The organism is Micromonospora sp. CA-249363, from assembly GCF_050950185.1.
Classification (GTDB): domain Bacteria; phylum Actinomycetota; class Actinomycetes; order Mycobacteriales; family Micromonosporaceae; genus Micromonospora.
In genome coordinates this window covers 5,238,421-5,251,593 of record NZ_CP192020.1, presented here as the reverse complement: position 1 = coordinate 5,251,593, position 13,173 = coordinate 5,238,421, and the positions used below count along the sequence as shown (strand labels likewise).

The window sequence follows — 13,173 nt, the reverse complement described above, 5'->3', positions numbered from 1 at the left end:
CCGTCAGCCGCGCGGCAGGTAGATCCGCCAGCCGTCGAGGGTGACCAGGTCGAGGGCGTCCGGGCCGGCGCCCAGTCGCGCGTCGAGCTGGGCCGCCAGCGGTGAGCCGGTCGGCGCCACCCAGGCGGGCGCCGCCGCGCGCTCCACCTCGCGGCGGTACGCGGGGTAACGGTCGAAGCCGGGGCGCAGGTCGTCGTCGACGACCGCGCAGACCACCCGCTCCGCGCTGGCGAAGGTCAGACGGTTGCAGGTCCAGTAGCCGGCGCGTACGTGTCGTACACCGAGGTGGCGCAGCGTGGTCACCAGCTCGGCGTGCCGGGCCTCGGCGGCCCGGGCCGCCGAGGCCGTCCGCGCCGCCTGCGCGGTGGCCCAGACGGTGGTGAGCAGCGTGGCGGCCAGGACGGCGAGCCCGACCGGCCGGGCCGCCGTCGACCCCGACCGCGCCAGGGTCCAGACCGGCCAGAGCAGCGCCGGCACGCAGACGAGCAGGGTGGACAGGTACCGGGCGCTCTCCGTCGGGGTCAGGCCGGAGGAACTGCTGACGGTGTACGCGACGAGCGTCGCCACCGCCGCCAGCACGAGCGCCAGCCGTACCGCTCCCGCGACGCGCGGCGAATCATCTTCCGGGCCGATCGATGCGGGCGGGCGGCGCAGGGTGCGCCAGGCCGTGCCGGCCGCGACGACGAGCAACACCGGCAGCGCGTACGCCCACCACAGTTGCCAGGTCGCGCACGCGCCCGGGCCGCAGAAGCCCATCCCCAGCGGCGGCCCGACCAGCAACCCGCCGTGCAGCCGGGCGGCCCACCCGGCGGTGGCGTCGGCGCCGCCTGCGGCGAGCACCGCGTGCACCGGGTTCCGGCCGGTCAGCAGGCTGTCCGTGAGCAGCGGGGCGGCCCCCAGCAGGACGGCCACCCCGACCAGCGCGCCGACCCGCCCGCGCAGCTCGCGGTGGCGGAACGCGACCAGCACCGCGCCGGTCGCCGCCACGTACGGCAGCACCAGCGGGTCGACCCAGAGCATCAGGCCGGCCAGGAACCCCCAGGTCGCCCAGCGGGTCAGCCGCCACCCGGGTCGGCCGGCGGCCAGGTCCACGGCGAGCAGGGCGAGCGCCACCCCGACGACGTTCATCTCGGGGTAGCCGCCGCCGGCGATCAACTGGTTCTTCACGATCCGGTCGGATCCGAGAGTGAGCAGGACGACCACCAGCAGGCCGAACCAGCGGTCCCCGGTCAACCGCAGCGTCAGCCGCCAGGCCAGCAGCAGGAACAGCGCGTACAGCGCCAGCGTGGGCAGCCGCAGGGCGAGCAGGGACGGGCCGGCGAGCGCGAACCCCGGCGCGGCCAAATACGCCTCCAGCGTGCCCATGTACTGCTGGCCGTAGAACCAGACCGGGAAGTCCTCGCCCCGGGCGATGTGCAGCGCGGCCAGGCCCATGGTGGCCTCGTCGCTGTTCGTCGGCGGAGTCGCGTGGCCCAGCAGCCAGAGCCGGTAGCCGACGCCGCCGAGCAGGGCCAGCCCGGTGAGCCGGCCGACCGTCCCGAGGCGCGTGCCGAGCCGTGGGCGCGGTCGATCCGCGCCGCGTGGCTGGTCGCGTACCCCGGCGGTCATCGCACGATCATGACACCCGGGCGCCGCACGGTCCGTGCGGCGCTGTCGGCGGGTCAGCCGGCGGTGACGACGGTGCTGGCGGCGCGGGCGTCCAGGGCCTGCTGGTAGAGCCGGCCGGCGCGGTACGACGAGCGCACCAGCGGCCCGCTCATCACTCCGGCGAAGCCGATCTCCTCGGCCTCCTCGCGCAGCTCCACGAACTCCTCCGGCTTGACCCAGCGGGTCACCGGGTGGTGCCGGGGGGAGGGGCGCAGGTACTGCGTGATGGTGATCAGCTCACAGCCGGCCTCGTGCAGGTCGCGCAGCGCCTGCGAGATCTCGGCCCGCTCCTCGCCCATGCCCAGGATGAGGTTGCTCTTGGTGACCAGGCCGTCGGCGCGCGCCTGACGGATCACGTCGAGCGAGCGGTCGTAGCGGAACGCCGGCCGGATGCGCTTGAAGATGCGCGGCACGGTCTCGACGTTGTGCGCCAGCACCTCGGGCCGGGAGCCGAACACCTCGGCCAACTGCTCGGGAACGGCGTTGAAGTCCGGGATCAGCAGCTCGACGCCGCAACCCGGCTGGAGCGCGTGGATCTGCCGGACGGTCTCGGCGTAGAGCCACGCGCCGCCGTCGGGCAGGTCGTCCCGGGCGACACCGGTGATGGTGGCGTACCGCAGGCCCATCGAGACGACCGACTCGGCGACGCGACGTGGTTCGTCGGCGTCGAACTCGGCCGGCTTGCCGGTGTCGATCTGGCAGAAGTCGCAGCGCCGGGTGCACTGGTCGCCGCCGATGAGGAAGGTGGCCTCCCGGTCCTCCCAACACTCGTAGATGTTGGGGCAGCCGGCCTCCTGGCAGACGGTGTGCAGCCCCTCGCGCGAGACGAGCCCGCGCAACTGGGTGTACTCCGGGCCCATCTTGGCCTTGACCTTGATCCACGGGGGTTTGCGCTCGATCGGCGTCTCGGCGTTGCGCGCCTCGATCCGCAGGAGGCGACGCCCCTCGGGGGCGGCCGTTGCGGTACGCGCTGCCTGGCCGGTCGTCGGCGCGGAGTGCTCGATCGTCACGAAAACGAGCCTACGCCGGATGGTGGCCGTCTATGTGGGTCAGGCGACCGGCGTCACGCCGCAGACGTTGTGACGCCGGACACCGGCGAGCCGAAAAATGGCGTCACACGCTCGGAGGGGGCCGCCGTACACCCGGCCGGGGCCATCGCGCGGGCCCGTCATGTGTCTGCGGACCCTTTGGAGCTGATGTCGTAAGCGAATCGGCACGCGAGGCAGACCCTTGGTCCTCCGCGCAGCCGAGGGATTCGGCCGCTGCTCAGCCGGGATGCGGTCTCCAGCCGGAGGGCTCAGACCTCGATGAGGGTGGCGAGGCGACGCTCGACCACCGGCAGCACGTCGGCGACGGTGATCGTGCGGCCCAGCTCGGCGGTGAGCGACGTGACGCCCGCGTCGCGGATGCCGCAGGGCACGATCCGGTCGAAGTACGTCAGGTCGCAGTCGCAGTTGATCGAGAAGCCGTGCAGGGTGACGCCCCGGGCCACTCGGATGCCGATGGCGGCCACCTTTCGGGCCGGCCCCCGGTCGTCCTCGGGCACCCAGACTCCGCTGCGCCCGTCGACCCGGCCCGCTGCCAGGCCGAACTCGGCGCACACGTCGATGAGCAGGTCTTCGGTCCGACGGACGTAGGCCACCACGTCGACCGGGTCGGGCAGCCGCAGGATCGGATAGCCGACGAGCTGACCCGGCCCGTGCCAGGTGATCTTGCCGCCGCGGTCCACGTCGACGACCGGGGTGCCGTCCATGGGACGGTCCCACGGCTCGGTGCGCTTGCCGGCGGTGTAGACGCTCGGGTGCTCCAACAGCAGCACCGTGTCGCCGCGCTCGCCGGCCACGACCGACTCGTGCAGGCGCCGCTGCTCGTCCCAGGCGGCCTGGTAGTCGAGCAGGCCGGCACGGACGGCCGTCAGGCCCGGGGTCGTCGTCGTCACGGCATCCAGCCTAGTCCCGTACCCGGCTTCGATAGCTCGTGAGACGTCTCACCAATGGTCGGTCAGGCCGGTGGGACGCGCCAGAGCCAGACGTCGTCGACCCGCTGCGGTTCGCCGAACAGTGCCGTGGCGGTACGCCGGACCGCCTCCTCGTCCACCTCGAACTTCGCGCCGTGCACCGCGTCGGCGAGGACCAGCGTCTCGATCCGCCAGTGCCGCAGGTCGGACCGGACCTCCGTCCGGGTGCCGTCGGTGATGATCGGCACCAGCCCGGTGCGGCCGGCCTGGTCCATGAGCGCGCTCAGGGTGCGCGGCACCGGACCGATCCGGCCCCGCCCGTCGGGGCCGCCCGGACCGAGGAAGAAGCCACCCGGGATGTCGAACTCGCCCTGCCGGTGCGACAGGGCGTACGCCTGCCAGCGCTGGCCGTCCGGATAGATGTCCACCGTCAGCGGCACCGGGGTCAGCGTGTTGCCGTCGGAGACGTACTCCCGCCAGGTGCCCGAGGTGATGAACCGTGGGATCGGCTCCCGCTCGTCGGTCAGCAGCGGGGTGGGCAGCAGCGGCAGCAGGGCCACCGCGAACCCGATCGCCCAGGCCAGCTCCGTCGAACGGTGCCGGGGTGGCGCGGCCCGCAACTGATCGACGGCGTACGCCAGCAGCACCCCGATCACCGGGGCCACCACCAGCGCCAGCCGGGCGGGCAGCGCGGCGTTCACCACCGGCAACTGGCCGAGGATGTCGAACGGCATGGGCAGGTCGGTACGACGTCCGTCGACCTTCGCGACCGGCCCGAAGGACAGCACCGAGAAGATCACCGCGACGGCGCCCAGCGCCCAGAGGACCGCCCGACGGCCGGGGTCGGCGCGTCGCCACAGCGCGACGAAGCAGACCACGGCCAGCACGAGCAGAGGGACGCCGAAGAACGAGTTCTCCTCGGTGGGGTTCGGCGCCAGCGCGGTGCCCAACCCCGCTTCACCGGCCAACGACCGGCGCGGAAACGCGACGAACGCGGCGATGTCCTCCGAGTGGATCACCGGGTCGAAGCCGGTGCCGTGGAACCGCTGCGGCCCCGCGAAGTGCAACCACAGCGGGTACGCCAGCAGCACGCCGGCCACCACGGCGGTCACGCCGAGCCCGCGCAGGAACGTGGGTAGCGCGGCGCGGGCCTCGGCCCGGTGGACCGGGTGCAGCGCCCAGACGGCGACGAACACGCCGAGCGCGAGGGCGGCGAAGAACAGGCCCTCGGCAGCGATCGAGAAGGCCACCGCGACCAGCGCGCCGAGGATCACCCCGTCGCGCAGCCAGTGCCCGGGCCGCCGCAGCGCGAACAGCCGCCAGATCAACAGCGGGACCAGCCAGCCCGCGGTCCAGTTCAGGTGCGCGTTGGCGTGCGAGACCATGCCGGGGGAGTAGGCGATGAAGAGGCCACCCACGGCGGCGGCGAGCCGGCTGCGTACGAGGTGCCGCGAGAGCAGCCAGTACCAGGCCAGCGCGGTGGCGAACAGGTTCAGGGTGAGGATCACGAGGAACGTCACCGGCGGCCCGACGAGGTAGGTGAGCGGGGCGAAGACCACCGCGTACACCGTGATCGAGGTGTTGACCGCGAGGTTGACGCCGTCCGGGACGTTGATCAGGTACGTGAAGAAGGGGTTCTCCCCGTGGGTGACCGCGTGCCCCCCGAAGGCCAGCAGCCACTCGAAGAGCGCCTGGTCGCTGGAGTTGACGGTGATCGTGCGGACGTTCGGGTCCCGCCAGAGCCCACTGGTCACCCAGACGGCGAGCGCCAGCGCCACCAGCGCGACGGTCAGGTCGGCCCGGAGGTCCCGACGGGTACGCGGTGACGACGCTGGTGCGGGCCCGGTGGCCAGCGACGGGGAGGACGGCACGCAGCGGACGTTACCAATCGGACCTGGACGAGCCGGTCAGACCGGCGGTTGTCGTCAGCTCCGGTGCGGCTGCGGCGGGAGGAGTTCGGCGTACACAACGGCTGTCGTGAATGTGTGAACGCGCCCCATATCGGGTCGGCGACACACCGTCGTAACGTCTCGGCAACTTGACCGTGACCCAGTTCACAGTCTGCCCCCTCAGGAGGCCGTCGTGCGCCGCTCCTCGTCCACCCTCACCCGGCTGATCGGCGCGGTCGCCGGGCTCGTCCTCGCTCTGGCGGGCGCGATCACCCTCGCCGCGCCCGCCCAGGCCGCCACCCTCACCCAGGTCACCGGGTTCGGCTCGAACCCGGGCAACCTCGCCATGTACGCCTACCGGCCGGACAACCTGCCGGCCAACTCACCGGCCGTGGTGCTGCTGCACGGATGCGTCCAGAACGCCTCCGGCTACTTCGCCAACTCTGGTTGGCAGAAATACGCGGACCTCTGGAAGTTCACGCTGATCGTCGCCCAGCAGCCCTCCGGCAACAACGCCAACTCCTGCTTCAACTTCTTCGAGACCGGCGACACGGCCCGGGGCCAGGGCGAGGCGCTGTCGATCAAGCAGATGGTCGACCACGCCAAGGCGAACTACGCGGTCGACGGCTCGCGGGTCTACGTCAGCGGCCTCTCCGCGGGCGGCGCGATGAGCGCCGTCATGCTGGCCACCTACCCGGACGTCTTCGCCGCCGGATCGATCATCGCGGGCATCCCGTACCGCTGCGCCACCAGCATGGTCAACGCGTTCAGCTGCATGAACCCGGGCACGGACAAGACGCCGGCGGCCTGGGGCGACCTGGTCCGTGGCGCCTACTCCGGCTACACCGGCCCGCGTCCCCGGGTCGCCATCTGGCACGGCACCTCGGACACCACGGTCACCCCGCTGAACGGCACCGAGTCCCGCGACCAGTGGACCAACGTGCGCGGGATCTCGCAGACGCCGACCAGCACGTCGTCGCTGCCGGGCAACACCAGCCTCGAGGTGTACGGCAACGACGAGGTACGCCTCTACCGCGTCTCCGGCATGGGCCACGGGACGCCCGTCGACCCGGGCTCCGGCACGGACCAGTGCGGCACCGCCGCCGCCTACTTCCTGGACACGATCTGCTCGACGTACCGCGACGCGCTCTTCTTCGGCCTGAGCACCGGCGGCACCACCCCCACGACCCCGCCGGCCACCTCGACTCCGTCGCCCACCCCCACCGCGACGCCCACGGCGAGCCCGACCCCGACCGCGTCGCCGACCTGCGTGACGGCGACCAACTACGCCCACGTGACGGCCGGGCGGGCGTACCAGTCCGGCGGTTACGCCTACGCCAACGGCTCGAACCAGCGCATGGGCCTCTACAACACCTTCTACACGAGCACCCTCAAGCAGACCGCCCCGAACTACTGGGTGATCGGCTGCTGACCCCCCACCCACCCCTCACCCCCACACCCACCCACCGAACGTCCCGGTGATCAAGAGGTTTGCGTCAGAATCCGGCCTCCGGATGACGCGAACCTCTTGATCAACTGGGGCATTCGGTGGGGGTCAGTCCTGCAGGGCTGCCATCAGGGCTTCGGGGAGGGTGGGGTGGACGTAGGGGTAGGCGGCCTCGGTCAGCACTCTGGGGTGGACTCTCGTGCTGGTCAGGGCTTCGTGGGCGAAGCCGCCCAGGGCCACCTTGAGCGCCAGGGCGGGGATCGGGATGATCGCCGGGCGGTGTAGTTGCCGGGCCAGCTCGCGGGTGAACTCGGCGTTCGTCACCGGGTTCGGGCCCACCACGTTGACCGGGCCGGCGATCTCGTCGTGCGTCAGCAGGAAGAGCGTCGAGTCCAGCCAGTCCCGCATGGAGATCCACGGCAGCCACTGCCGGCCACTGCCCAGCCGCCCGGCGATGCCCAACTTGAACGGCAGCAACTGCGGCTTCAGCAGACCCCCGTCGCGGTGCAGCGGCAGGCCGGTGCGGAGCCGGACCACGCGTACCCCGGCGTCCTCGGCCGGCCGGGTCGCGGCCTCCCACACCCGGCAGACGTCGGCCAGGAAACCCTCGCCGGCAGGCGCGTCCTCCTCGACCACCCGGTCGCCCGTGTTGCCGTACCAACCGACGGCGGACGAGTTGAGCAGCGCCCGGGGTCGATCGCTGTCGGGGAGGCCGGCGATCGTCGTCGCGAGCGTGGTGGTGCTGTCCACCCGGCTGGTGCGGATCAACCGCCGGTAGTCGTCGTCCCAGCGCTTGTCGCCGACGCCCGTGCCGGCCAGGTTGATGACCGCGTCCGACTCGGCGACCACGGCCGGGTCGAGCTGACTGGCCGCCGGGTCCCACTGCCGCTCGTGGGGGTCGCGCGGCGCGCGTCGCACGAGTCGGGTGACCTGGTGCCCGTCGGCGACGAGCCGGTCGCCCAGTCGGGTGCCGAGGAAGCCGGACGCGCCGGCCATGAGGATCCGCATGCCGTTATCTTCGTCGAAAACCCCTTCCCCGGACGCGCCCCGCCTCCACTCCTCGTCGATCTTGCACATTCTGTCGTCGTTATGTCGGGCCAGACCCGTTTCGTCGCCACCGAAACTGCAAGATCGACGAGGTCAGGGGGTGGCGCGTAGGTCCGCTAGGAATTTCTCCACCTTCTGGTACGCGTCTGGGGGGAGGGGGCTTAGGTTCAGGGTTGCTAGGTTCTCGTTGGCTTGGGCCACTGTGCGCAGGCCGGGGATCGGCACCGTACGTGGGCTGCGGGCCAGCAGCCAGCCGAGCGCGCCCTGGGCGAGGGTCCGTCCGTCGGCGGTGAGCGCCGCGCGGACCTGCTCGACCCGTGCCGCCCACTCCGGCGTCGGACGACCGTCGGTGTACCACCGCAACCACTCGGGCGCGCGGCCGCGTACGTCGTCCGCGCCGACCGCCCGGGTCGAGCCGGTGAGAAGCCCCATCGCCAGTGGGCCCCGGTTGAGGCTCGCCAGGTCGTGACGGTCGCAGACGGCGAGGACCGCCGCGTTGTCGCTCAGCACCGACTCGTCGTGCTGGATGGCGGCGCAGTGCGCTCCGGCGGCCGCGAACGCCTCCGCCGAGGCCGCGTTGTCGGTGCTCCAGCCGTACGCCCGGATCTTGCCCTGGTCGACGAGACCCTCGAGGGTGTCGACCAGGTCGAGCGCGGCGGACACCGGCAGTTCGTTGATGTGCAGTTGGTAGAGGTCGACGTGGTCGGTGCCGAGGCGGCGCAGCGAGTCCTCCAGGCTGCGCACGGCGAACGTTCCGCTGGCGTCGGTGCCGAGCCACCGTCGGGTGTCCTCGTCGCTGACGTTGCCGAACTTGGTGGCGATCACCGCCTCGGACCGGCGCCCGGCGAGGGCCCGGCCGAGGATGCGCTCGCTGTGCCCCGCGCCGTAGTTGCTGGCCGTGTCGAAGAGGGTCACGCCGAGGTCGAGAGCCCGGTGGATCGTACGGATCGACTCGTCGTCGTCGACCTCGCCCCAACCGAACGGCTGCCCGCCGTCACCCCAGAGCGGACCGCCGATCGCCCAGCAGCCCATCCCGATCGCGCTCACCTCGATGCCGCTGCGTCCCAGCGTGCGTGTCGTCGTCATGCGGACCAGCCTCCAACCTGGAGTGCGCTCCAGGTCAAGGGGTGGCTAGCATCCGGGGGCATGACCGGTTACGCCCCCGCCGAGGCCGCCCGGCGCAGCGGCTTCAGCCTGGACACGCTGCGGTACTACGAGAAGATCGGCCTGCTGGCCGACGTGGGTCGTACGTCGGGCGGTCGGCGCGTCTTCACCGACGACGACCTGAGCTGGCTGCTGCTGTTCCGCTGCCTGCGGGACACCGGGATGCCGATCGCCCAGATGTGCCGGTACGCGTCGCTGGCCCGCGCGGGTGAGCACACCGTCGACGAACGGCGTGAGCTGCTGCAACGGCACGCCGCGCAGGTCGAGGAGCAGATGCGCCTGCTCCAGCGCCAGTACGACCATCTGCGGGAGAAGATCCGCTTCTACGAGCGGCTGCCGGGCCCTCCCGCTGCCGACGAAGGCCGGTGATCGCGGGGGAGCGAGCACCGGCGACGCGTGGCTCAGCTCGGCGCGGTCAGGCCGAGCAGCTGCTCGGCTGTCCCTGGTCGGCCGGCGAGCGCGTTCAACGCGCTGACCAGCCGCTTCTCCTCGTAGCGGAAGTGTGTCTCCAGCAGGGCGGCCAACCCGTCCAGCTCGGCGCGTACCTGAGCGGTCGGCAGCGGCCGGTCGTCGCCGAGCAGTTCCTCGACCCGGGTGAGAATCCCCGCCACCACCTCGTGGTCGACGATCAGGTTGGCCAGGACCGGGCGTAGCTCGGGCACCTCGTCGGCCAGGACCTGGAACGCGCCCGCGTCCTCACCGGTGTGGTGGCGGCCGAGCGCGGCACAGAAGCTCAGGCAGTGGGCCCGCAGGTCCCGCGAGGGGGTGTCGAGGTCGGCCCGGAGGCGGGTCAGTTCCGCGCGGAGCCAGAGGTGGATCTCGATCATCTGGTTGCCGACGGCGGCGAGCCGATCGGCCGGTGAAGCGGTTGGGTGCACGTCTGTCCTCATGCTGTCCCCGCGCCTCCATGCCCTCGGCGGCCATCGTGCCGGGTACACCGCGACGCTGTCCGCAGTCTAGACGGGCGTCGTTACGGGGTGGTCGGCTCGTCGGGCTCCCGGAGGTCGTGCCAGCGGGCACGCCACGCCGCCTCGTGGGCCTCGTGCGTCGTGCGTTCCTGGAACACGGCGGCCCGCAGCGCGTGCCGGGAGTCCGCCATCACCAGCACCTCGACGGCCACCAGCCCGACGCAGATCACGGTCGCCAGGGTGAGCGCGCCCAGCACCGGCAGGTACAGGCCGATGGGCAGGGCCACCGTGAGCGCCACGATGACGCCCACCCGGGCCCAGGTGGCGGTGTGCAGGGTGCGTAGTTGGAACAGCATGTTGACGGCGAAGTAGGTGATCAACCCGCCGAACAGCATCGGCACCGCCGGCCCCTCGATCCGCTCCGCGATGCCGCCGGCCGGATCGGTGATCTTGTGCAGGATCTCCTCGTTGCCGATCGAGAAGAGGATCACCCCGGCGATCATCGGCAGGTAGAGGTACGCGTACGCGTCGCGGGCCATGGCCACCCGGGGAGCGCCCTCCGCCGCGTGCAGGGCGATCCGGGCGGCAGGGCCGACGAAGTCGAAGTGCGCCCACCAGAGCGCGGCGGTGATCACGATGCCGAGGGCAGCGGCGGCCACCGCCGGCCAGGTCACGGGTTTGCCGAGCAGGTTGCCGCCCACTCCGGTGGAGATGATCGACTCGCCGAGCGCGATGATCAGGATGAGGTCGTAGCGCTCGGTCCAGTGCTCCGCGCTGGTCACCCCCCAGCCCCAGGTGCCGACGATGAAGCCGGTGGCGTACTGCACCACCACCACGGCGATCCACAGACAGTCGCGGACCAGGGCGGCCCGGTCGGGGTCGGTGATCTGCGGCGGGATCAGCGCGGCGGCGAGCAGCAGGAGGATGCTCACCGCCAGCTCCGGGGCGAACCGTCGGAGTTGGCGTCGCTCCTGCGGGCTGTCCCGCACCACGTGCTGGTACAGGACCATGTGCACGGCGCGCACCACGACGTAGCTGATGGCCACCAGCATCGGGCCGGCGGCGCTGCCCTTCGGGTCGCTGAACGCCTGCGGCAGCCCCAGCGCGAACGCGAACAGCGCGACCATGGAGACCACCATGAGCGCCGGTACGTAGCCCTCGCCGAGCCGGACCCGGGTGGCGACCAGGCTGTGCACCACCCAGATCCACCAGAGCACGGCGAGCACCAGGGCGGCGTGCAGCAGTTGGCGACCGGAGATGTTCGCGGCCGTCGCGCGGGTGATGATGAAGAACGAGAACACGAAGACCAGGTCGAAGAAGACCTCGAACTTGTCCACCCGGGCGCCGGGAGCGATGGGGACGGCCGGTCCCAGTTGTCCACGCCGCCGGTTACCGCCCACGGTCCCACTCTGGCAGCGTCCGGCCTGGTGGGAGGACGGAACGGGTCAGCCCGCGGCGCGCGAGCGCAGCCCGTCCATCAGCAGGTCGAGCAGCCGGTCGGCCTGGGCGGGCTCGCCGGCGGCCAGCGAGATGCCACTGAGGCCGGCCAGTACGTCGCCGGCGGCGACGTCGGCCCGGACGGCGCCCGCCGCGACGCCCGCGGCCAGCAACTGGCCGAGCGCTGCGAGCAGCAGGTCCCGGCTCTGCGCGTAGGGGTTCGCGCCGGACGCGATGACGAGGCGCAGCGCGTCGGCCATGCCCCGCTTGGTGGCGAGGTAGTCGATGAAGAGGGACATCCACTCCCGCAGCGCCCGTTCGGGCGACAACCGGTCGAGGAGCTGCGGCGCGGCGTCGCAGAGCCGGGCCAGCTCGTTGCGGTACGCCGCCTCGACCAGCGCCTCCCGGGTGGGGAAGTGGCGGTACAGGGTGCCGATGCCCACCCCTGCCTCGCGGGCGATGGCGTCGAGCGTTACCTCCGGCCCGGGGCGGGAAAAAGCCTGGACCGCGACCCGAAGCAGGCGTTCGCGGTTGCGCAGCGCGTCCGCCCGCAGTGGGCGGGGGCTGGACTCCGGCACCGTCTCCTCCTCGCTGGGCGGGTGTAACGCACAGGACATGGCAAGCGGAGGGAACTCCGGTTAGTCTCGACCGCAGCGGAGGATCCTCCGCTTCCATCGTACCGGCGGGCCGACCGGCCCGCCCCAGCCTGGACAAGGATGGATCATGACGACGAGCAACCCGATCACCACGTCGTTCGCTCACGACTCCACCGCCATGGACGTGATCCGGGGCGTGGACCTGGTCGGCCGACGGGCGATCGTCACCGGCGGGTCGTCCGGCATCGGCGTGGAGACCGCCCGTGCCCTGGCCAGCGCCGGCGCGGAGGTCACCCTGGCCGTCCGCAACCCCGACGCCGGCCAGAAGGCCGCCGACGACATCACCGGCACCACCGGCAACGACCGCGTCCTGGTCGCCCCGCTCGACCTCGCCGACCAGGGTTCGGTCGCCGACTTCGTCGCCAACTGGGACGGCCCCCTGCACATCCTGGTCAACAACGCCGGCATCATGGCCGCGCCCCTGAGCCGCACCCCGCAGGGCTGGGAGATGCAGTTCGCCACCAACCACCTCGGGCACTTCGCGCTCGCCACCGGGCTGCGCCCGGCGCTCGCCGCCGCCGACGGGGCCCGCATCGTCTCGGTCAGCTCCGCCGCCCACCTGCGCTCACCGGTGGTCTTCGAGGACATCCAGTACGACCGCCGCGAGTACGAGCCCTGGCAGGCGTACGGGCAGTCGAAGACGGCAAACGTGCTCTTCGCCGTGGAGGCGACCCGCCGCTGGGCCGACGACGGCATCTACGCCAACTCGCTGATGCCCGGCGCGATCCGCACCAACCTCCAGCGCTACGTCAGCGAGGAGGAGCTGAACCGCCTGCGCGCCGGCAACGCGGCGGCGTGGAAGACCGTCGAGCAGGGCGCCGCCACGTCGGTGCTGGTGGCCGCGTCCCCGTTGCTCGACGAGGTCGGCGGACGCTACTTCGAGGACTGCCAGCAGGCTGCCCCGGCCCGACCCGACACGCGGACGGGCGTCGCGGACTACGCGCTGGACCCGGAGGCGGCCGAGCGACTCTGGAAGGTCTCGACCGACCTGCTCAAGGGCTGAGCGGCCACCGGGCCTGTT

General features: G+C 72.0%; 12 protein-coding genes. 3 read left to right on the top strand and 9 right to left on the bottom strand.

From position 1 onward, the window contains the following. Positions 1-3: 3 nt before the first annotated feature. The 4 genes from ACQPZK_RS23235 to ACQPZK_RS23220 all read right to left on the bottom strand — a co-directional run bounded on the left by ACQPZK_RS23235 (position 4) and on the right by ACQPZK_RS23220 (position 5,475). Positions 4-1,608: a hypothetical protein gene (locus ACQPZK_RS23235; RefSeq protein ID WP_433535011.1), complete on the bottom strand. Its 1,605-nt coding sequence runs from the start codon at positions 1,606-1,608 to the stop codon at positions 4-6. A gap of 53 nt (positions 1,609-1,661) precedes the next feature. Continuing rightward, positions 1,662-2,657, bottom strand: a complete 996-nt coding sequence (gene lipA, locus ACQPZK_RS23230) for a lipoyl synthase (protein ID WP_433535010.1) — start codon at positions 2,655-2,657, stop codon at positions 1,662-1,664. Between the two features lie 287 nt (positions 2,658-2,944). Beyond that, positions 2,945-3,586, bottom strand: a complete 642-nt coding sequence (gene lipB / locus ACQPZK_RS23225) for a lipoyl(octanoyl) transferase LipB (protein ID WP_433535009.1) — start codon at positions 3,584-3,586, stop codon at positions 2,945-2,947. A 62-nt stretch (positions 3,587-3,648) separates the two neighbouring features. Continuing rightward, the gene (locus ACQPZK_RS23220) at positions 3,649-5,475 is read right to left on the bottom strand and encodes a DUF3488 domain-containing protein (protein WP_433535008.1); all 1,827 of its coding nucleotides are present in this window, start codon (positions 5,473-5,475) and stop codon (positions 3,649-3,651) included. Between the two features lie 211 nt (positions 5,476-5,686). Here ACQPZK_RS23220 and ACQPZK_RS23215 point away from each other — a divergent pair, with 211 nt between their 5' ends. Beyond that, on the top strand, positions 5,687-6,925 hold the full coding sequence (locus tag ACQPZK_RS23215; protein ID WP_433535007.1) for an extracellular catalytic domain type 1 short-chain-length polyhydroxyalkanoate depolymerase: 1,239 nt from the start codon (positions 5,687-5,689) through the stop codon (positions 6,923-6,925). A gap of 123 nt (positions 6,926-7,048) precedes the next feature. Here ACQPZK_RS23215 and ACQPZK_RS23210 read toward each other — a convergent pair whose 3' ends face one another. Both ACQPZK_RS23210 and ACQPZK_RS23205 read right to left on the bottom strand, forming a co-directional pair. Further along, a complete protein-coding gene (locus ACQPZK_RS23210; protein WP_433535006.1) occupies positions 7,049-7,948 on the bottom strand; it encodes a TIGR01777 family oxidoreductase in 900 nt (299 codons plus the stop codon). Positions 7,949-8,080: 132 nt separating this feature from the next. Then, on the bottom strand, positions 8,081-9,073 hold the full coding sequence (locus ACQPZK_RS23205) for an aldo/keto reductase (protein WP_433535005.1): 993 nt from the start codon (positions 9,071-9,073) through the stop codon (positions 8,081-8,083). A gap of 60 nt (positions 9,074-9,133) precedes the next feature. Here ACQPZK_RS23205 and ACQPZK_RS23200 point away from each other — a divergent pair, with 60 nt between their 5' ends. Further along, on the top strand, positions 9,134-9,520 hold the full coding sequence (locus ACQPZK_RS23200; RefSeq protein WP_433535004.1) for a MerR family transcriptional regulator: 387 nt from the start codon (positions 9,134-9,136) through the stop codon (positions 9,518-9,520). A gap of 32 nt (positions 9,521-9,552) precedes the next feature. Here ACQPZK_RS23200 and ACQPZK_RS23195 read toward each other — a convergent pair whose 3' ends face one another. The 3 genes from ACQPZK_RS23195 to ACQPZK_RS23185 all read right to left on the bottom strand — a co-directional run bounded on the left by ACQPZK_RS23195 (position 9,553) and on the right by ACQPZK_RS23185 (position 12,074). Further along, a complete protein-coding gene (locus ACQPZK_RS23195; protein ID WP_433535003.1) occupies positions 9,553-10,029 on the bottom strand; it encodes a hemerythrin domain-containing protein in 477 nt (158 codons plus the stop codon). Between the two features lie 92 nt (positions 10,030-10,121). Further along, positions 10,122-11,459, bottom strand: a complete 1,338-nt coding sequence (locus ACQPZK_RS23190) for a low temperature requirement protein A (protein WP_433535002.1) — start codon at positions 11,457-11,459, stop codon at positions 10,122-10,124. Between the two features lie 45 nt (positions 11,460-11,504). Next, positions 11,505-12,074, bottom strand: a complete 570-nt coding sequence (locus ACQPZK_RS23185; protein ID WP_433535001.1) for a TetR/AcrR family transcriptional regulator — start codon at positions 12,072-12,074, stop codon at positions 11,505-11,507. A gap of 145 nt (positions 12,075-12,219) precedes the next feature. Between ACQPZK_RS23185 and ACQPZK_RS23180 the strand changes: the two genes are divergently transcribed. Next, entirely contained in the window at positions 12,220-13,155 is a 936-nt protein-coding gene (locus ACQPZK_RS23180; RefSeq protein ID WP_433535000.1) for an SDR family NAD(P)-dependent oxidoreductase, read from the top strand. Positions 13,156-13,173 lie beyond the last annotated feature (18 nt).